Annotated in this window: 18 protein-coding genes and 1 pseudogene; 3 read left to right on the top strand and 16 right to left on the bottom strand. The window is 37.0% G+C overall.

The genetic code is table 11. The annotated features are described in order from the left end of the window. Positions 1 to 8 precede the first annotated feature (8 nt). The 11 genes from MKX65_RS24645 to MKX65_RS24595 form a co-directional block, all read right to left on the bottom strand. Positions 9 to 2159: a type IA DNA topoisomerase gene (locus MKX65_RS24645; RefSeq protein ID WP_340906548.1), complete on the bottom strand. Its 2151-nt coding sequence runs from the start codon at positions 2157 to 2159 to the stop codon at positions 9 to 11. Between the two features lie 21 nt (positions 2160 to 2180). Next, complete coding sequence (locus MKX65_RS24640) at positions 2181 to 2390, bottom strand: hypothetical protein (protein WP_340906545.1); 210 nt, start codon at positions 2388 to 2390, stop codon at positions 2181 to 2183. A 145-nt stretch (positions 2391 to 2535) separates the two neighbouring features. After that, positions 2536 to 2760: a hypothetical protein gene (locus tag MKX65_RS24635; RefSeq protein WP_340906544.1), complete on the bottom strand. Its 225-nt coding sequence runs from the start codon at positions 2758 to 2760 to the stop codon at positions 2536 to 2538. A gap of 11 nt (positions 2761 to 2771) precedes the next feature. Beyond that, positions 2772 to 3086: a DUF2325 domain-containing protein gene (locus MKX65_RS24630; protein WP_340906543.1), complete on the bottom strand. Its 315-nt coding sequence runs from the start codon at positions 3084 to 3086 to the stop codon at positions 2772 to 2774. Positions 3087 to 3167: 81 nt separating this feature from the next. After that, positions 3168 to 3578 carry a hypothetical protein gene (locus MKX65_RS24625; protein ID WP_340906542.1) on the bottom strand — a complete coding sequence of 137 codons (411 nt, stop codon included), beginning with the start codon at positions 3576 to 3578 and terminating at the stop codon, positions 3168 to 3170. A gap of 132 nt (positions 3579 to 3710) precedes the next feature. Next, positions 3711 to 4346: a hypothetical protein gene (locus MKX65_RS24620; RefSeq protein ID WP_340906541.1), complete on the bottom strand. Its 636-nt coding sequence runs from the start codon at positions 4344 to 4346 to the stop codon at positions 3711 to 3713. Between the two features lie 24 nt (positions 4347 to 4370). Next, positions 4371 to 4934: a hypothetical protein gene (locus MKX65_RS24615; protein WP_340906540.1), complete on the bottom strand. Its 564-nt coding sequence runs from the start codon at positions 4932 to 4934 to the stop codon at positions 4371 to 4373. Then, complete coding sequence (locus tag MKX65_RS24610; RefSeq protein ID WP_340906539.1) at positions 4931 to 5605, bottom strand: hypothetical protein; 675 nt, start codon at positions 5603 to 5605, stop codon at positions 4931 to 4933. Before MKX65_RS24610 ends, MKX65_RS24615 begins: the two co-directional genes overlap by 4 nt. Positions 5606 to 5975: 370 nt before the next feature. Then, entirely contained in the window at positions 5976 to 6839 is an 864-nt protein-coding gene (locus tag MKX65_RS24605) for a hypothetical protein (protein WP_340906538.1), read from the bottom strand. 13 nt (positions 6840 to 6852) lie between these two features. After that, positions 6853 to 8463: a DEAD/DEAH box helicase gene (locus MKX65_RS24600; RefSeq protein WP_340906537.1), complete on the bottom strand. Its 1611-nt coding sequence runs from the start codon at positions 8461 to 8463 to the stop codon at positions 6853 to 6855. A 157-nt stretch (positions 8464 to 8620) separates the two neighbouring features. Beyond that, complete coding sequence (locus MKX65_RS24595; RefSeq protein WP_340906939.1) at positions 8621 to 9745, bottom strand: reverse transcriptase domain-containing protein; 1125 nt, start codon at positions 9743 to 9745, stop codon at positions 8621 to 8623. Positions 9746 to 9890: 145 nt separating this feature from the next. Here MKX65_RS24595 and MKX65_RS24590 point away from each other — a divergent pair, with 145 nt between their 5' ends. From MKX65_RS24590 to MKX65_RS24580, 3 genes are read left to right on the top strand one after another with little or no spacing between them, the layout of a single operon-like run. Continuing rightward, on the top strand, positions 9891 to 11126 hold the full coding sequence (locus MKX65_RS24590) for a site-specific integrase (protein ID WP_340902104.1): 1236 nt from the start codon (positions 9891 to 9893) through the stop codon (positions 11124 to 11126). Next, positions 11119 to 12105: a tyrosine-type recombinase/integrase gene (locus tag MKX65_RS24585; protein ID WP_340902106.1), complete on the top strand. Its 987-nt coding sequence runs from the start codon at positions 11119 to 11121 to the stop codon at positions 12103 to 12105. Before MKX65_RS24590 ends, MKX65_RS24585 begins: the two co-directional genes overlap by 8 nt. Continuing rightward, a complete protein-coding gene (locus tag MKX65_RS24580) occupies positions 12092 to 13105 on the top strand; it encodes a site-specific integrase (protein ID WP_340902108.1) in 1014 nt (337 codons plus the stop codon). The genes MKX65_RS24585 and MKX65_RS24580 overlap by 14 nt, the downstream gene beginning before the upstream one ends. 113 nt (positions 13106 to 13218) lie before the next feature. On the opposite strand, the pseudogene MKX65_RS24575 reads toward MKX65_RS24580, so the two are convergent. The 5 genes and pseudogenes from MKX65_RS24575 to MKX65_RS24555 all read right to left on the bottom strand — a co-directional run. Next, a pseudogene (locus MKX65_RS24575) lies at positions 13219 to 13896 on the bottom strand (reverse transcriptase domain-containing protein); the annotation flags it as partial. Between the two features lie 642 nt (positions 13897 to 14538). Next, the gene (locus tag MKX65_RS24570; RefSeq protein ID WP_340906535.1) at positions 14539 to 16272 is read right to left on the bottom strand and encodes a hypothetical protein; all 1734 of its coding nucleotides are present in this window, start codon (positions 16270 to 16272) and stop codon (positions 14539 to 14541) included. Positions 16273 to 16439: 167 nt separating this feature from the next. Further along, positions 16440 to 16652: a hypothetical protein gene (locus tag MKX65_RS24565; RefSeq protein ID WP_340906534.1), complete on the bottom strand. Its 213-nt coding sequence runs from the start codon at positions 16650 to 16652 to the stop codon at positions 16440 to 16442. Positions 16653 to 16680: 28 nt separating this feature from the next. Then, entirely contained in the window at positions 16681 to 17568 is an 888-nt protein-coding gene (locus tag MKX65_RS24560; RefSeq protein ID WP_340906533.1) for an ArdC family protein, read from the bottom strand. Between the two features lie 625 nt (positions 17569 to 18193). After that, positions 18194 to 19273, bottom strand: coding sequence for a DnaA N-terminal domain-containing protein (locus MKX65_RS24555; RefSeq protein ID WP_340906532.1), 1080 nt, complete (start codon positions 19271 to 19273; stop codon positions 18194 to 18196). Positions 19274 to 19694: the final 421 nt, after the last annotated feature.

The raw sequence follows: 19694 nt of genomic DNA, 5'->3' as shown, positions 1-19694 counted from the left end.
CATTATTATTAATTAGGAAAACGATAAGTAAGTTTCTTTTGGTTTTCGTCCCACGCAAGAAATGCATCAAACGTTTTTTCTTTTTTCTTACTTACGAAGTTTTTAATGAGAGCTGTTTGTCCAGTTGTTAGGAGCTTTTTAGCATTTTCTTTACTTATGGTCTTCTCGGACATTGTTTTTGGTATCCTAAAGGTACAGTTGTTCTTACTGTAATTGCTACAGCCATAGAAGGTATCTCTTTCGATGACTACCCCTCCACATAGTTTACAGGTACCTACTTCTTCTGCTTTTTGTATTTCTTTTATAAATGCGCTAAAATCCCATTTTTCAGCATTACTAACTAGTTGTTCAACGATTTCTCTTGTGATATCTTCGGTACGTTTCACAAAAGAGTTTAAATTACCTTTTCCCTTTTCAATCTCTTTTAGATAACGCTCCATGTGTCCAGTAGTTAAGACAGAAGTAACGTAACTATTTAATCCTAATGCTTCAATGAGTATTTTCCCCTCAGGCAGCATAAACACTTGGTTCTTAACAATCTTTACATAACGAGCAGTTAACGTGTTTACAATGCTTGCTCTTGTGGCCTCTGTTCCGAGTGATAATTCCCCTTTTCTAAAATCTCCTTTGTCCTTACAGTAATGAGATGCATTCACCATTATTCCTATTAGGTCCCCTTGAGTAAAACGAGAAGGTGGGGCGGTTGAGCCTCCCTTTATTTCAGTAGATAAAACTTTTCCAATTTGGCCTTCTTTAACAGTAGGTAAGTTTACCTCTGCCTCTGCCTTCTCTTCACTGGCTATGCCCTTATAAACCGTCTTCCATCCCTCGTGTTTGGTTTGATTCCCTTTGCTCTTGAAAGCAAACTGGTCTTGTATGGTGGTTAGAATTTCAGTTGAATCATAGACGAAATCGGGGTAATGGGCAGCAATTACAGATTTCGCAACCAAATCATAAATTTGTTGTTCTCCCTTCGGCAATTCAAGCGGATTAACTGCTTCTTCAGTAGGAATCATGGCATAATGGTCACTCACTTTAGAACTGTCCGTAAATCGCTTATTCTGAGATATATCTAGGGTAGCTCCATTAACTAACTCTTGGTAGCACTCATACTTTGACAGATTATTAAGTATGGTTGGCATCCAAGCGGATTCCCCTTCGGTTAAGTACCTTGAATCTGATCGTGGATAGGTTAATAACGATTTGTCGTATAGCGATTGGCAAAACCCCAAAACTGCTGCAGGTGACATACCAAACAACTTATTAGCATGAATTTGCAAGGCAGATAGGTTATATAATTGAGGAGGCTTAACCCTTTTTTCCTCTTGAGTAACCGAATGCACCTTTGCTGGTTGCGTCTGACAAAAATCAGCAAATGCTTTGATCAGTTCCTCATCCATATCAAAAATATGCTCTGAATCTTTGCTAATCCATTTACCCATTAGAACGGCTTCACCAAATTGAAACTGTGCAAAAAGGTCAAAGTATGGCTTACTAACAAAGTTCTCGATCTCCTGCTCACGTTGATAGATGATACCAGCAAGCGCGCTTTGCACTCGACCTGCGGAAAACGTCTTATTTATCCCCTTTTGGTTTAATAAACAAGTTAGAGCACGGGAGGTTGATATACCAACAACCCAATCAGCACGTTGCCTAGCGATTGCCGCCCTATTTAAAGATTCATATTCAGTGTTATCTTTCATCGTTTTAAAAGCCCGGATGACGGCATCTTTAGTTAAGCTTGAAGCCCAAAACCGCTTTACAGGCTTTTTATTGCTGAAATAGGTTAAGATTTCGTTAATAAGAAGCTGACCTTCACCCGCTGGGTCCCCACAGTGGACAATGGTTGATACGGAAGGATCTCTTAGCCATTTCTTATAGTTATTAAGTATTTTCCTTTTATCTGGTGTTGGCTTTAATTTATATTCGGAAGGAATGATAGGAAGGCTCTCTAGAGTCCATGTTTTATATTCTTCGGAGTAATCACTTGGTGCAAAAAGTTCGAGGATATGTCCAACAGCCCAAATAGCCACCGCGCCTTCAGGGAAAATCTCACAAGGTGCAATGACTATATGATTTCCTTTATCGGTATGTTTAAATGGTTCACAAAGTTTTCTTGCCTGTGCAGGTTTCTCGGCACATAATAGCATTCTTCCCATTTCCCGCTACCCTCCCTTTGCTCACATGACATGGAGCTCTTTATCTAAGAAGTAAAATCGAGAACAAAACCACTCGTCATGTTCATAACCAGCTGGATGATGTTTAGCGATAATATGCTGTTCACCTTTATCATCGACGACTTGTAACCCTTCAGGTGTAATGGTTCCGATATATTGTTTGTCTGTAGTGAAGTTTTCGCTTCCACAATCATTGATACATCTAACTATCATATCTTGATCTACCTTTCTATTAGTAATGAAACCAATAACCCTCTAGGCAGATAAGGAATATTCCTTTTCTCCGCCTGTACAGAAAAACAATTATAAGGGGGGATGGAGATGTACTATCTCCCTAGAAGGTTACTGATAAATCCTTTTAGGACTGATATAACTTAGGTTCAGCTATCTTGTCCGTTGCAACATTAAGTAGTCTGCTTTTAAGATGTCCTGAATCCATTTTCTTAACTTGCTTAACAAATTCATCCAGGTCCTTTATATCACGAATAGTTTCAATTAAAAGCTGCTCAGCTCTAGTTAGCTCAACTAGTTTTTTATGTGTATTGACAACTTTGAATGTCATCTCTTTATTTCGTTTAAACATTTTGCTCCTCCTTATGCTGCTACTGAAGTGTTTAAAAAGCTGACACACTTTTGGATAGCACCGCTTGCTCCTCTTCCATCATGAGTGATCATTTGAACACCTAGTTCCTTACATACTTCTTTCACGATGTCCATGCTCACATGTCCCAAAGCTCCAAGGAGAATAACGACACAATCAGCTTTTTTTACCAGATTTCTAAACTCTTTTTTGTTACCGCCGTTCCGGGACTTCCCACAATGAAATAATACTTCTACTCCATGCTTCTTCCCAATTTGCTTATAAGTTGTCTCCTGGCTTCCTCCAAATACAGCTACTGTTTTTTTCATATTGAATAACCTCCGATTTTTGAATGATAATTTAAAATAAATATATCATATATAAATTCAAAATCAAGTGGTTTATATGACTTATTTTGATGTTAATTTTTTTAATAAGACCTGACCAACGTCTGGATGTACGTAGATATCGTTATAATCGAGTATTTCTTTTAATACATGAAGCATATCTGAAGTGGGCATGTTTTTTAATAAAAAGCCATTAAAGATATCTAAGTCTACGTTATCAATATCATCTGCTTCCAAACTAAGTAAAACGATCTTGGAGCCTTTCTCCCTCATTTCATTTAAAAATTCTTCTAAGGTATCAGTAGATACGTCATCCACAATGATTAGTTTTGGAATGTTCTCAGTATGATAGTTCTCTAGAGCCTTAGTTTCCGTTTTTGTTATACCGAACATGTTACCAAACTTAATTTCCAGAAGCTTAGACAACCCTTCCTGGAAAGGAGTTCGTTCATTAATTATCATGATTTCTTCCATAGTTGCCACCACCTATTAAATAAAAAAACCCTGCTGTAAAAGAACATACGGATGGTATGCCTTCACAACAGGGTTTTTCCCTTTGTTTTCAATTACTATTATTATAGCTTGTAAGTATCGGTAATTTCAATATTACTTTGCCCAATTTCTTGGTTTTGGTGAAGAAAGGGACGTAATCTGGCCATTAGCAAGTAAGCCATATTGTCCATAACCATCTTCATCAACGATCCACACCACTTTAGAAGCAAGTGGTACAGACGATTTATGATTGTGAAGAGGGATGGGAGATTTATATACCTTCTTTGTCCAACCTATTTTGGCACTTTCCCTATCTTTCGGAGTCACCATCGGTTTTTGGTAGAGGTTTACAATCCAGCACCCGTATGTTCCACAAGGTGATATATACCAATATGCATCATCTCGGAATGCAGAAAAGTCTGGTTCCAACGGATATGTATACATTTCTTTATATACTTTCTTCCCTACAAATTCACGAAAGATCTCAGGATCATCTAACAGGTAGTCTGCCTCTTCCTCAATTAAAGTAAACCTAGTGTTCATTATTTTACTATTTGATTCAGGTAAGGTCATGCTCTTGTGTAAGAAGAAGCCACATCTCGCTGCATCGTAAGCACTATCGACATCAACTTCAAGGTGAATTGAACATTTTTCTGTTTTCTCATCATAGTATTCACAAGTATTACGGCAAGTAATTAAATCGTGAGTTGGACACTCCTCTTTTTTATTATCTATCACAAGTTTTAACATAACATTCACCCTTTTCAAACTAGATTAAACAGCTCCTAACACTATTGGAGCTAGAATGGTTAGTAATGTAAGTACGGCAGCTATGCCCCACATCCGCTTACTCCATCTCCCGAACTCAGGATGTTTAATCAAGTGGAAGAACAAGTAGAATATAAGTCCGATAGAAATCATCCAGTCTACCGTGGAGTAACTAGTAGCGGTTATTAATCTGATAAAATCACTTGCTAATAATGTAACACCCTTTCCGTTTGTTGTAAACAATAAGAGCATTAAAACACGTATGGAGAAAAAAGTAATAGGTACCCAGATTAATAAACCGGTAGATCCTTTCATGACTTGTCCTGTCTTAGTAACGATACTATAGCCTAAGCGAACCGCTCCAAAAAGGAACATAAGAGTAAATATAGCTGAGAATAAGTTAGAGATAGTAGGAGCAAGATTATTTACCCCGTCGTTCCAAACCCCTAACTGTTCATTGAGGGTTGGACCATTATTTTTCCCTATCTGTAATGGACTGGCTTTAACGGACAATGGTAAAAGTAAAAGGATTATGACTGAAGTGAAGCCCGTTTGAAAAAAACGACTCATAGTTTTTTACCTTTAGCATCAAATTTAAAGCAAACCCCAGTCTCATATGTTGCTGTATTCATTCTCCCATTTACAATAGGTAATGTGATTCTGTGTTTATAACGCCCCTTGTTAGAATCAATTGTATGGTCAATAGTCGAAGCCCATTGTCGAAGAATTTGATTGTTCGGTACAGATGCATTACTTAAAATGGTGTTTACCTTTTTCCCATCTAAATCCATAGAGAATCGGATACTACTTAAGGATCCTCCATGCCATACAAATTCCACACGAGTCAAGTAATTGCGGAAAGGAACTAGTCTTGTTAATAATGGTGTTAGTTTTCTAAGAATTTGCGGTGAATTCATTTCACCAGGGAATGTAGTTAACATTCCAATTTTTATAGAGTTGTGTTCAAATTCACCCTCTGGATCTACAGCAATAGTCGCATCAAGATTCACATTAAGTTGATGACAGATTGGACCAAGCCAAGATAGATCAGAGAATACTAGGTGGTCTTCAATATTCTCATAGTATGTGTCTGCTTGTGGTATACCTTCAATTCCTGCAGTCTCTATGTAAACAGTCCCTTTCTTGTATCCAATTTCGATTTTGTTAATACCCAGTTGTTTACTTCTAATAGTTTGGCTCACTTCTTCAATGTGAGTTTCGGTTAGTATTGGTGCGGCCATTATAGGTGACCCCTTTCTTCCTTGCTAATAATTTTTGTAGTATTGCATGAAAAAAGACTATCTCTCTATAACTCTGTATCTATTTTCGTTTGTAATTGTCTTTTTTACGTATTGCACAATTATCAATCTCCAAAACTTACAAGTAATATGCGACTATTATCCTACGCAAGTGAAATCATTATAAACCTATTTTACTACTGCTTTTTGTCGTTTTGTGTCGAAAATATATAAAAATTTACAGAGTTTTGTCGAGACCGTATTTTTTAAGATTTTCAATACCAAATGTTTACCACATTTGGTGTAAGTAAGGGAAATTGTTCCCGTCCTTACACCAAAAGGCGACAAAAAGTCGCACAATTGGGAATTATTCTTAAATAGCAATTCGAACGTCCTCTTCTTCTCTAAGGAAGCGTTCTTCATCAGGAATCATGTACTCATCTGTAGCGGATGTTTCTACCCGAACTAAGTTCTGTACAGTGATCTCTTTGCCATGTCGAACAATATCTAAAATTAGAACGTCATTCTTGTGAATCTTAGAAGCTCTTTCACCAACGTTAATCCAAATTCTCTTCCCATCTGAAACATGGATATATTGCTCTTCCATACCAATGACCGAGACTACCCATTGTTGAGGGCCATACATGTTGTCGATAATCTTGGCAGATGCAAATGCTTCATACCCGCTTGGTGAGGTAACAACTTCTTCTCTCATTAGGTCTTCCATATGAATACAATCTTCTTGATTGTCTACTAAGTCATCTTCATATGCTGTGACATAAGTCCCTTCCTCGATAAACTCTTGCCCTGATTCATCGTAATCAGCAAGGCTTACCATTTCGTATCCGTAATCAAATTCTGCTTGCTCTTCATCCGTCACGTAGGTTGCAATTGGTTCATACTCGACTTCTACAGCAGTATCTGAATCCATACCTAATTCTAGTTGAAGTTCAGCAAATAGCCCTTCTGCTTTTTCATCAAGTTCAGATTGCATAGCGACTGGTTTCATAGAAACAACAGGTGCTAATACAGGTTGTGAAACAATTGATGATTCTACCTGGTAAGATTGATTTTCAAAGGCCTCTTTGGGCTGACTACAATCTCTAAACATTTCTGCTAAACGTTCATGATAATCGTAGTACTGTTGCACCTTTAACTCTTGAATTCTTACAAATACATAGTTTTCGATCAGCCAGTATACATATACTAGACAATCTATTGTTAATGTGATTGTCATTGAATTGGTCCCCCTAAAATAGTTCAAACGCTAATTGTCCTGTAACTGGAGCTTTGCGTTTTTTAGTTTTTATTTTGTCTTCTGCCTTAACTTCAAACAATGAAATTTGTTCTTCAGTAGCTACTACCTTTCTCTCATAATCTGTTAAATAAGCAACCATTTCACCGTCTTGAATACAATCAAATCCAAAGGCTTCAATGAGATCTACTTCTAACACTCCGTTTACGAAGCTAAACCCATTAATCTTCCCTTGTTCAATATGACTTATAATGGTTGATGATTTGCGAATAAGTACGTTTTTAGAAGAATCCGTTTCAATGTGTTGATTCACCCAAGCAACATATTGTTCTTTAGGTGTTAGCACTTTCTGCTTCTTCTTGCCGATTCCTGCTAGAATTTCTCTTGCTCGATCGGAAGCTTCCGCTGTCCATTCTTCTGTACTTCCCTTAAGGACTTTCCCTTTTTTTATAGATTCAATTAACATTGTTTGAAGATCTGCATCATCTGAACCTAACATTGCGTTAAGACCATCTGAAGAAGCCTCTCCGTTAATTGCACCCGCTGCCTTATTCTTTTGAGCAATAAGCATAGCCATGGTTTCTTGATACGTATCTTTATAAGCCAAATAGTAGAGTCTGCATTCTTCGGTTTGACCGATACGCCATGCTCTTCTACTTGCTTGGTTGATCGTAAAGAGAGACCAGCTGAATTGATAGAAAATGAGTGTAGGAGTACAAAGCAAGTCTAGACCAACCTCGACAAGTGCCTGTGAAACGATACAAACATCGTATCCTTCTTTCTCAATTTTCTGTTTCAACCATTCACTGCGCTTATTGGTTTTAACCGTAGATGTATCTAGGATACAAACCTTCGCACCAAGTTGCTCTAGAACTATTTTTAATCGTGGACGCACATCTCTACCTTCTACACTCGAACCAGTATCCCTTACATAAACAATGCTCTTTCTTCCTTCATCCAGTTCTCCTTTGATGATTTCCTGAAGCTTTTTCTCTTTATTTAAGAGGTGTTCTGCAGGAAACTTCTCTGGTTCCCAAATTAAATCTCTGTGACCAGATTCAGTTTTAATCGAGAAAGCTGGGAAAGAAAAAGGATTATCAGGATAGGCAATGCCGTTTTGAGTAAGAGGCATGTATAGCTTATAACCATCATCTCGACTATTAATGGCATGCTCGAATGTATTGACCATGTTTCTGTAGTGAGGTTTTAATTCTTCTTCCAAATCTACAAGAATAGTAGGGACATTCACGAGTTCCACCGGATCTGGCCATACATCTACTAGTCTTACAAGTACAGAGTTTTGTACAAGAAACTTAGAGAAAACATAAGGGGAAATCCCTGGCATAACTTTCTCTGTTTTTCTTGTCACACCACCTCTAGACTGCTTGTTGCTGTATTCACCAGTATCATCAGAACCATAAATAGTCGTCTCGATATTCCCAAAATTTTCATTCCATTTTCTTACCTCAGTGTACGCGAATCCATTCTCAACCATAAGGTGAGGGAATAATCTCCAAAGAGTGTAATAGACATCTTCTGCTTTACCACCGAAGAGCGTCCCTGTTCCGCCAATTACTTTCTTAGAAACAGCAGCGATACTGCCCAATGAATTTCCCTGGGCACTCAGACCAGCTTTAAATAGCGATAGGTAAGTCTTTGGATAGTTATTTATAACTTCCTCCGCAAACAGTCATTTCAGACTGACCTTTTCCCCCGCTCCACACCGTACGTGAGCCTTTCAACTCATACGGCGTTCCATCTTGCTACACAGCAACTACTTTTTCAAGTTTACAAAGGCTTCTTAGTTGGTTTAACTTCTTTAATTCAGTGAAGTTAAGCATTAGGACTCTCAAATATTTTTGTATGGTATCGGTATTAGTAGCGTGGATGAGTCTGTGAACATCCTTGTGTATTACAACAAGGTTATTGAATTCATTCGTTCCCCCCAAGTAGATTGGTAGTTTGTGGTGACAATGTACGTCTTCAGCTTTTAAGGGCTTTTTAGTAATTGCACACAATCCTTTTTGCATGGAATAGACTGATAGTCTGTTATCCATGTATTCTACCGAGCGACTTGGGATTTGAGATTTCATTAGTTTAATGATTTCTATATCCCAAGAAAAATGGTCTGACATATCATATGGATTAAGGGATTGAGTAAAGTTGAAATTAGATGTTGTCCTAATTTCGCCGATAGGGAAAAGATAATCATTGTCCCCTATCTTGTGTGTCTTTCTCTTTCCACTGTAAAACCTAAGGTAAGTTGACTTACTTTTTAAGTTGTTTGGAAATCCATATTTAGCTACTTTCGATAACCGAGATTTAAGAGTTCTTAAGAGCCGATATTCTATATCCTTGAAATCGTGAACAACGTGTGTGGCATACTTAAAGAATTGATGTACGCCTAATACAGTTGCATTGTATATCCTCACATTTTCGGGAGTAGGTTGTTTTTGTATCCTTTTTATTCGTTCTTTAAGGGTTTCTTTGATTTGAATCTTTTTCTTATCAGACACATTACTGTTTGCAACATATTTCTTTCCTTTTGGTACAGCCTTTATTTTGAAACCAAGAAATTCAGAGCTCTGTTTACGAAGATTTATCACTTTAGATTTTTCTGGTGAAATATCAAGTTTGAGTCGATCCTTAAGATAGCCTTTAATGGCATGAAACCATTTCCATGCTGTCTTATGGTCTCGAGTCATAACTTTAAAATCATCAGCGTATCGTACGATGTAACCTTCTTTGAGCTTGGTCTTTCTTCTTAGTTCACGGATTTTTACATCATTACCAGCATATTTGTGCTCAGTGTTGAAAGTATCCCATTGGTCGGCCACCCATTTATCTAGGTCATTTAATACAACGTTCGATAAAAGAGGTGAGAGAATTCCACCTTATGCAAAGAAAGTGATTATGCAAAGTAACCAATAAAAAAGTTATTAATTCAACGATTCTAGTCTATTTACTTTGCATAATAACCGAAAATGAATTATGAGCTTGATGCTCAAATTATCATTTTGGGAGGAAATACATATGCAAAAGAAACCGTTGGATGCATTAATTCAGGACCTAGAACAAGAAATGATTCGGCTTGGCTATACCGAGGGATCTATGAGGTTTTACCGAAGTAGATGGCAGAAACTGCTCCAATTTGCACATGAACAAGGTGAAACATACTATTCGGAAGGGTTGGGAATTAAGTTTGTTGAAAAATACTTTCATATCCTCGAAAAAGATTTTGATAAATCTCTTACACAGTCAGAGACTCAAGAACTTCGAATTATTCGAATGATTGGTGATTTTCAACTACACTCAACTATTTTACGTCGCTACTATAAGCATAAGGAAATCCTTACGGATTTTTACTTTATCGAAATTAGTAACCGTTTTAAGCAATACTGTGTAAATAAAGATTATTCCAAAGCCACAATAGACCATTATGTAAAACAATCTGCTAGATTCATGGATTATCTTTCTTCGCAGAAAGTTAAAGATTGTAAAGAAATCAATCTTACATTGATTAACGATTACATTAAAACCTTGGCGGGATATACATACAAAACAGTAGAACAAAATATCTGTTCCTTGCGTGCCTTTTTCCGCTTTCTCCTAGTTACAGAAGAAATAAAGATTGATTTTGCTTCAAAAACGCCTATGATTCAGGCAAGAAAACAGACCCGTATTCCATCTGTATGGACAGAAGATGAATTGAAAAGGTTAATCTCTGCCATTGATAGAGGGAGTCCAAAGGGCAAAAGAGATTATGCAATTATATTAATAGCATGTTGCCTCGGCTTAAGGTGTACAGATATTAAAAATTTGAAAATGGAGCACTTTCTCTGGGCTGAGAAAAGGCTTGTATTTACTCAATCAAAAACTAGGCAGCCTTTAACTCTTCCATTAACACCGGAGGTGGGATGGGCAGTTATTGAGTATCTTAAGTACGGTCGTCCTAAAATAAACAGCCCCTATGTATTTGTAAAGCACATGGCACCATTTGGGCCCTTTTCTGAAGGAGATCATTTAAATCAGTTAATTAAAAGGTACATGGAATTAGCACACATTCCTACATTAAAAAAAAGAAGAGGAATGCATTCCCTTAGGCATACCATGGCCAGTATACTTCTCGAAAAAGATACACCACTTTCCACCATTTCAGATATCCTTGGTCATGTAGATACAAACTCAACAGCAGTTTACTTAAAGGTTGACATCAAAAGGTTGAAAGAATGTTCCCTTGATTTTAAGGAGGGATTGAGTGATGAGTGAAATCATATATAAAGGCCCTTTTAAAAGTCATATCCAAGCTCATGTGGGACTGAAAAAGGCTATTGGATATAAATATGATAGGGATTCACGTGATTTAAATCGATTTGACAGTTTTACAATGGAAAAGTATCCCCAAGCCACTGAACTTACTAAAGAAATCGTATTAGACTGGTGTAGTAAAAAAACTTACGAGGCACAAGCAAATTTATGTTCACGCGCATCAGTCATCCGCCAGTTTGGGAAATATCTGGATTCCATTGGAGTTAAAGCATATATCATCCCCAAGGGATACTTTCCTACGGAGGAACAATATGTACCGTATATTTATTCTTTTGATGAACTAGAAAGGTTTTTTGCTGAAACGGAAAAATGCAAGTACTGTTCCGAATGTCCACACAGACATCTGATTATGCCCGTGTTCTTTCGTATGATTTATATGTGCGGTTTAAGGGTATCCGAGGCAAGGCTTCTCAAAGTAGCTGACGTTGACCTTGAAAATGGTATTCTGACTATAAATCAATCTAAAAAAGATAACAGCAGGTTGGTACCAATGTCGGTGTCCCTTACGGAACGTTGTCGGATTTATTCGAAAATGGTACATCCTTATCCAAGTGCCGAAGATTATTACTTTCCTGCGCTTGATAACAGACCGATGACGACCGGAAATGTCTATAAAAATTTCCGTAGGTTTTTATGGAGTGCTGGAATTTCACATGGTGGAAGAGGAAATGGTCCTCGTATCCACGACTTTCGCCACTCTTATTCAGTTCATTGTCTGAAAAAATGGGTTGATGAAGAAAAGGATTTAACGGTATATCTTCCAGTACTTAAAACGTATTTGGGTCACGATTCCTTTAAAGAAACTGCTTATTATCTGCGCTTGACTGCGGATGTGTTTCCATCTATTACATTAAGGCTTGAAACGCGGTATCCGGGAATGATTCCTCAATTAGATGGTGATAACGATGAAACCAACTGATTTTGCGAAGCACCTTACGGAATTTCTTTCGGTGTACCTTCCGTCACAGAAAAATGTCAGTAGGAATACCATTCAATCATATCGTGATACATTTAAACTTTTGATAAAGTATTGCCAAGAAAAGAAAAACATTCGAGCAGAAAGGATTACTTTAGATATTCTTTCAAGTGAAACGCTTATTGGCTTTCTGGGCTGGCTAGAAAAGGTTAGAAAATGTAGCATCTCTACTAGAAATCAGAGGCTTTCAGCGATTCATTCCTTTTTTCGTTATGTTCAGGCCGAAGAACCTTCCGGTCTTTTCCATTTTCAAAAAGTAATCGCAATCCCCTCCAAAAAGGCAGAGAAAACTGTGGTGGAGCATCTGTCACCAGAGGCTATGAAACTACTTCTAGAACAGCCCGAAAGGGGCTGCATTAAGGGTCGACGTGACCTTACATTGATGAGTGTTCTGTATGATACTGGCGCAAGGGTGCAGGAACTAATTGATATAAAAGTAAGGGATGTAATCTTAGAAAATCCGGCAGTGATTGTATTAACAGGAAAAGGAAATAAGACAAGGCGAGTTCCTCTTTTGAAAAATTCCGTATCATTATTGGAACGCTATATTATCGAAAATAATCTGGATAAACCATGGAAAAATGAATATCCTCTCTTTACAAATAATCAGCAAAACAAGCTTACTAAGGAAGGGATTGCCTATATAATAACAAAATATGTTGAATTAGCTAGGAGAACATCAACCCTAGTTCCTTCGAAAGTGAAACCCCATATGTTTCGTCACTCGAAGGCAATGCATTTACTACAAGCAGGAGTAAATCTCATATACATACGTGATTTTCTTGGACATGTAGATATAAAGACGACAGAAATTTACGCCAGAATAGATACTGAGACGAAAAGAAAGGCAATTGAAAATGTTTACCCTGATTTGATTGATAGCACTCTTCCCGACTGGAATAAGGATCAGGCATTGCTTACTTGGCTTTCCGAATTAAAGTAGGCCAGAAATTATGCAAAGTAAATGGGATATAACCCCTTATTATTTATGGGTTTAGAAAGTTTACTTTGCATAATATTTTACTTTGCATAAGGTGGATTATGCAAAGCTTAGCATAATCCACCTTGTGGCACGCCTTCTTTTGGTATACCTTCGCCCTGAATGGGAGCTTTTAGCATTTTACCGATAACAGCAAGAACTCTTTTGTCTTTGATGCCAATATTCCATAACTGTTTGATAAGCAGATTATGGTTCACGTGGTCAAAGAAACCTTTTATATCAATGTCTACTGCGTAATGAAGTTTATTGATATTTATAAGAGTCTGTACCCTGGCTACAGCATGTCTGGTAGTTCTTAAGGGTCTAAATCCGTATGAATGGTTATAGAATTTTGCTTCACAGATAGGTTCTAGAACTTGAAGAAACATCTGCTGAACAATTCTATCCCTTATTGTCGGAATCCCAAGAGGTCTTTGTTTCCCATTTGCTTTGGGTATCCAGACCCGTCGGACAGCTTTAGGCTTATAATCAGTAACAATCTCTCTCATTGTTTTAATGAAAGTTTGTTGGTCTGACTTTCCGATGTGCATGATGTTGTATCCATCTGTACCTTTTGTTTTTGAACCTGTATTACTTTTAATGGTTCTGTAGGCAAGCAGTATATTTTCATCTGATAAAATCAGATCCATTAGATCCTTAAAGTTTGTTTTACCTCTTTTACTTTGTTCATAAAGTTCTTTTTGAATTTCACTGAAATTGTAATAAACTTTATTTCTAGTAACCCTTGTGCTCATCGGTGTGAATATCAACTCCTGATATTACTACTCACCTTCTTACCCGAAATATGAGCTACAACTTTTAATCAAATAGTTGGTGTTTCACAAGACTTAGGGCTATCCCTCCATTATGTTTCCATAATTTCAAAGGTACTGTGCCCTTACTCTCACAACAGTAAATGCATTTCGGCAGAGCCTTATAGCAACCTCCCCGGTGGTAGACGTTTAATAGGAGTCTGTTGCTTTCCACGTTCCAATAAATCTAGCTATACATATGACCTTAGGTGTCTGCTTTGAACCTGTGAATTTATGACTTCTTAGCCAGTCATCCCGATTTTCATAACCAACAATTTTACTAATCGGTAATTCACCCCGCTGTTGCGGTGCAAAGAGTTTCCTCTAAGCTAATCCTCTAGGCCCTTTCATTCGCAGATTCGTCAGCTTCTGTTGAAGCATTCTCACCATAGCCATTTTGTAGCACCCCGACCTATCTCTATCCATATCCATATGGACTTAGGTTAAATTCGGCCGACTTTACCTAGCTTCATACTCTTAATCACTACCAGATTTAAAAGCATGTAGGAGTATTAGGTAATTGGTTTCAGCGCAGCATGACGGCTTCATTCCCAATTTCAATTTATTAGTTGTACTTAACTTTGGTTAAGCCACTCTTTTCATGAATTTCTCACTTATAGAGTAACGTGTCGCACGTTGATGGATCTCATCAACCACTGTAATATCAAAGAACCATCTCATCTTACGGCGAATATATTCGACTGTCGCAATTCTTCTTGGGTTCCCTTGTTGCTTCGGAACTTCCGGTTGTGACAACTGAATCTGCTCTACTAGTTTATGGTTTTTATCTTTCAAGGCATGGCTCACATTCTTTTCATGCTTTAGCCAACCGTTAATTGATTCATAACGAGTAGGAACTTTTTTCGTCCACAAGCTTTCTCCACATTCAGAACAAAATGCGTTTGCCGGATTTTTAGAGTTTTGTAGTCTTCTTGACTCTCCGAATTCATGCTCTTGCATCGTGCGTTTCACTTGGTTTTCTACTTCATTCCCGTCTTCGTCGATCGTGGTTTCTTTTGATTCGACTACTTGGTGGGCTTTGCCACAACAAGGACAATAGTAACCATCGCGATACGGAAGTTCTTTTTCTTCCTCTTGAACATGGGTTTTCTTATATTCGTAATGCACCGCTGGAACCGTTGCACAATCACCTCGCATCGTTGTAAACGAAATAACAAAGAAGGTCGGTTTTTGTGGTTTTGGTCTACCTGCGTATGTCCAGTTTCGATGGAAAGCAATCAATTGATCTGTTCTTTCTATCACATGAACATCTGCATACGGAATAATTTCCATGATTTCCTCTGGCCACTTTTTGGTTAAACTAGGAGGACACATAAGACAAGCGAAATATCCCTTCTTGTTGGACATTGCAGCTATCACATCTGGAATGGCTGTCATCATTGTTGATTTGCCAGTACTCATCTCCCCTTGGATTAACGCCACTTTCTGCTTCTTTAACACTTTTGCAATCGCAGTACTCACATGAGCTTGTACTGGGAATAGTTCACGTTTGTATGTTGAAATCTGTGGATGAACAGGATCTACAATTGGGTTATGAATCGGTGTTACCCTATCTGAAACCTTTTTGACCATATCGTCCATAAATTTCGTCATATACGTGCCTAAATCTTCAATGGATTCCACTGAAGCGCCAGTACCTGCCTTAGGAAACTTAAGCATTCCCTTTTTTATCATGTCAGAGATAATGTCGTCTGCTTCTTGTTCTCCATTCTCTTCGCTGAACTTAAGTTTGTAGATGGAAAATCCATTTGGAAATAAGGAAGGGTCATAATAAAACTTCAACTCTTCAATACATCCACGTCTAACAAACTCATCCAAAATGATATTTTTCCATTCAGGTAAGATATTAAGTCCGTATTTACCGCCACCTAACAGCTGACGTAAGTCTTCTGCAGCATCGTTTTCAAAAGAAAGGATGTAATCTCCATTCCCTAACAGATCATCATGCACGATAGCAACGGCTTTCCGATTACTGTTAATCGTCATTTTGAAGCTCTCATATTTGCCTTTATCGGTATACAAACGTAACTGAGAGACAAATTTATAATCCGTTAGTTGCTTTTCTCCATGCCCAAAGGAAATGCCTGAACTTCCAATATCAACAGACGCTTTCATCGCTTGTAATGTTGAATCACTCCCAGCAATAATGGTCATCAGAAGTTTAGCTGATTGCCATTCTTTCTCGGGTTCTTCTACCGCAAGCGCATAACAAAAAGCATTCTGCCAAGCTTGGTCTAAGTAAAGTTCTAACATTTTTGGGTTTTCATTTGTTTCCTCAATTTGATTCCAATTAATCATTCTGGCTCCCCTCTCAAAAATAGATAAAGGAGCCGAATGGCGTTCCCTTATCTACTATGAGGTAAGGGATACACCTCCCTATTGAATTTTATTTACATTGTTTTATCTCCAAGCTTTTATATAAACATGCATGATAAATGAGTCTTACACTTCTCTATGAATCTGATTTATATCACTTTGTCCAAGTGCTCTTTAAACGCTTCAATAACTTCTTGTTTTGCTTTTTCAATGGATTCTGCATAGCCAACAGTTAAGTTATGGGCAACACCGTTGCTCATATGAACTCTAAACCAATTGCCTAGAGGTATTGTTGAAACATGCTCAACGTAAAATTTATGTCCAGCATATTCTTCAAGGTGACTAGATAGTAGTTCACTCACCTTTGAAGCACTTCCTTTCTGTGTAGTTCTAAGCTGACTGTTGAAGTTGTCCTTCCTGTCCTTCCATCAAGGCTCTAAACTCGTTAATTATTTTTCCTGAGATATCTGATATCTGGGATCCGTATTTAACAAGGGAGTCATCATCGTTCTTTTTCCATGACTTAACGTAACGGAAAGAATAGTCAGATGTATCGAGACCAAAGAACGAACAAACAACAAATGCAGAACCTTCAGCAACTACTTCTTTTTCACTAGAAGAGGATTTTGTGTCATACCTATGGACTCTTGAGTGTACTAGTTCATGTACAAGTGTTTTACAACGGTGATTAATACTAAGCGTGTCGCTAACAACGATTTCGTGGGTATATGGTCGATAATAACCATTAGCACCATCCGCATCACCATAAGTTACAGGACAATCATCTATTAAAGCAATTTCTTCAGCGCACTTGATAATTTCTCGTGCCTCTGGACAATCACCCTCAAGCTTAATGCGTACCATGTCAATTGGAAGTGCGTCACCCTCTGTCTGCTCATAGGCAAAAACAGGAACGGTACCGAAACCGACTAGCTGATAATCCTCTGTGGACGAACCATTTTCATCTTTTTTATCAACCTTCTTGAAGTTGGGTTTGAAGATTCTAATGGCTTTTGAACCCTTTTTAACTTTTCGTCCTAAATCACTCCAATGCTTAAAAGATGCTATAAAACTAGCATTGGGGTATTGAGCCTTTGCCACCATAAGGTTCCTGAAAGAATAATTAGGCATGAGTGCCTTCATTTCAAGAATTGCTTTGTAATCTTCGGGTGAATACGTAAAGTTCTTCACTCCTTCATCTAGGATCGACACAAGTTCTTCAACTCTTTCTTCCAAACTTGGTCCATCATACTTCTTCCACCTAGTACTCTTTTTCATGTAACAGCGCCCCTTTTAGAAATTTTATATATAAAAAAGAGAATAGGAAAAATCCCATTCTCTTTGAAAACACCACCATCAAATTGGCTAAATAAACGCAAAAAAGCCCTTGAAGTCTCTGAAATAAATAGCAAAAAACAAAATGTTTAAGCTATTAGTCCATCAACCTCAAAGGCTGCTATGTTTAGTAGATTCCCGCTAATCCTATGTTGGATTGCAAACAAAAAAAATTAAAAAGAAATATAGGCTTATTATACTCGTTATGACCTCATTCGACAAGCTATAGATTAATAGAGAAAAATGCGGATGGTAGTGCTTATTATATATTTTTTTTAAGATATTATTCCCCTTTGTATTTATTCTGATTAAAAATTTCATAACCAGAGGTTTAAAATCTTTTAACCTATTAACTACCTTTAAAATTTTTTAACCTGGCACTCTTTTATAAAGAGCTTTATTTTATACCTTAAAAATCTATTAAGGTATACCTAGAAATTTTTTTAACCTATACCTTATGAAAATCTTAACCTAATATAAAAATCTAATAAACTACCTTTAATATCTTTTAAACTCCTTTAAAGACCTTTAAACCTCCTTCCATAAAAACAAAAAAATACCTCCGTTTTTATACAGAGGTACTTAATGATTTATATTCAATAGTTTCAATGTCTATGTCATAGTCCGACAATGCTTCTTTAATTAAATAGTCATACTTTTGCTGTAACCAATCTCTAGCAAATTCATTTGGTGCAATTATATAAATTGATTGTTGACCATTGTTTACTTGAAGTTGAACATCTTTGAAAAAGGTCTCAAAAGAAGGCTTAGAGATCTTCTGTAACACATAATGATTAATATGTTTTAATATCATCGTTTCGGATTTATCCATGGATACTTGAAGCGTAGTACTTTGATCTAATGCGGCAGCAGTTTCCTTTCTAGAGGCTTTAATAAGTTCCCCGTATTTCTGCCATTGCTTATATATTTCTTCAAAATCAATTTTGTTTTCAATAGAAACCTTTTCGTTATTCTTAATCATGGAATCAACGTATTTTTCATGTTCTTTTCGGAGACGTTCGGGTAAACCCTTTTTCTCCTTTTTAAGAGCCTTTTTAATATGTGCTGGGGCATCTTCTGGTATCTCAATATCAGGATTACCATATATAAGTGCTTCTGTTAGCAAAGGAACTTTTTTTCTGATTTTAAAGATCGGTCCTTCCTCTACACCCTCTCTTGAGCGATTATACACTCCGAATTTATATGAAAAACCGTATCTTTCTAATATATCTAAGTAGTTATGAATGGTAGGTCGAGACTTATCCATTTTTAAGCTAATTAGTTCGAAATTAGGGTAACAGAAATCTTTTGAACCATATGCAAACCGCTTTAAATGACCGTAAAGCGCTAGTCCTTCTGCATTTAGGTAATAGGACCAAAAATCAAATAAATAATTATTAAAGATGGTTAATTCCCCATCTATGTAAGGGATGTTTTCACCATATGAATCTAGTGAGAACTTTCGAACTTCATCTTCATTATAAATAACCTTATCTTGCTCAGGAACCCAATAAGTAAGGGTTACTAAGTTTTCCTCTTTTTCCTCTTTTACAAGCTTTAGTCTGGGGGATAGATTACCGTTATCAATCAATCTAAAGTATTCAAGTTTGTCTTTTTTCCCCTTTAAATTGAGATTTTCATCTTCCATATATGTCTCCTCCGATTCTCCCAACCAGCTGCTTAAATTGCAAGTGTTGTCGAAGGTTTCCTACTTGTAAAATATCGTACTCATGGTAAAATATATACATAATATTTAGTAAGAAATCCTACCTCTTTTGAGTTTTCAATCATCTGTCAGCGGCCAAACTGTTTTAGATGGTTGAAAATGAGCGGGTGGGTTTTTTTGTGTCTTATTGTGTCGTTTAATTTCCATAGTATCAATAATATCGGTAGACTAATAAAATAAATTTACTAATCTAATATAATTTTTTTAGCAATGGCCGAATAAATTATGGAAATCCAATAAAAAAAACCCTAGACGAAATAAACCGTATACGTGTACGGCTATTGTCTAGGGTTTTTCCCTTTTGAGATATTCAAATAAATTATATACATCTATTAAACCATGA

It is taken from the genome of Robertmurraya sp. FSL R5-0851 (assembly GCF_038002965.1).
GTDB classification, from domain to species: domain Bacteria; phylum Bacillota; class Bacilli; order Bacillales; family Cytobacillaceae; genus Robertmurraya_A; species Robertmurraya_A beringensis.
This window is presented reverse-complemented; position numbering and strand designations above follow the sequence as displayed.

Excerpts from the sequence above, each read along its gene's own strand:
- MKX65_RS24645 (WP_340906548.1), bottom strand. The coding sequence starts at position 2,159 with ATGGGAAGAATGCTATTATGTGCCGAGAAACCTGCACAGGCAAGAAAA.
- MKX65_RS24640 (WP_340906545.1), bottom strand. The coding sequence starts at position 2,390 with ATGATAGTTAGATGTATCAATGATTGTGGAAGCGAAAACTTCACTACA.
- MKX65_RS24635 (WP_340906544.1), bottom strand. The coding sequence starts at position 2,760 with ATGTTTAAACGAAATAAAGAGATGACATTCAAAGTTGTCAATACACAT.
- MKX65_RS24630 (WP_340906543.1), bottom strand. The coding sequence starts at position 3,086 with ATGAAAAAAACAGTAGCTGTATTTGGAGGAAGCCAGGAGACAACTTAT.
- MKX65_RS24625 (WP_340906542.1), bottom strand. The coding sequence starts at position 3,578 with ATGGAAGAAATCATGATAATTAATGAACGAACTCCTTTCCAGGAAGGG.
- MKX65_RS24620 (WP_340906541.1), bottom strand. The coding sequence starts at position 4,346 with ATGTTAAAACTTGTGATAGATAATAAAAAAGAGGAGTGTCCAACTCAC.
- MKX65_RS24615 (WP_340906540.1), bottom strand. The coding sequence starts at position 4,934 with ATGAGTCGTTTTTTTCAAACGGGCTTCACTTCAGTCATAATCCTTTTA.
- MKX65_RS24610 (WP_340906539.1), bottom strand. The coding sequence starts at position 5,605 with ATGGCCGCACCAATACTAACCGAAACTCACATTGAAGAAGTGAGCCAA.
- MKX65_RS24605 (WP_340906538.1), bottom strand. The coding sequence starts at position 6,839 with ATGACAATCACATTAACAATAGATTGTCTAGTATATGTATACTGGCTG.
- MKX65_RS24590 (WP_340902104.1), top strand. The coding sequence starts at position 9,891 with ATGCAAAAGAAACCGTTGGATGCATTAATTCAGGACCTAGAACAAGAA.
- MKX65_RS24585 (WP_340902106.1), top strand. The coding sequence starts at position 11,119 with ATGAGTGAAATCATATATAAAGGCCCTTTTAAAAGTCATATCCAAGCT.
- MKX65_RS24580 (WP_340902108.1), top strand. The coding sequence starts at position 12,092 with ATGAAACCAACTGATTTTGCGAAGCACCTTACGGAATTTCTTTCGGTG.
- MKX65_RS24570 (WP_340906535.1), bottom strand. The coding sequence starts at position 16,272 with ATGATTAATTGGAATCAAATTGAGGAAACAAATGAAAACCCAAAAATG.
- MKX65_RS24560 (WP_340906533.1), bottom strand. The coding sequence starts at position 17,568 with ATGAAAAAGAGTACTAGGTGGAAGAAGTATGATGGACCAAGTTTGGAA.
- MKX65_RS24555 (WP_340906532.1), bottom strand. The coding sequence starts at position 19,273 with ATGGAAGATGAAAATCTCAATTTAAAGGGGAAAAAAGACAAACTTGAA.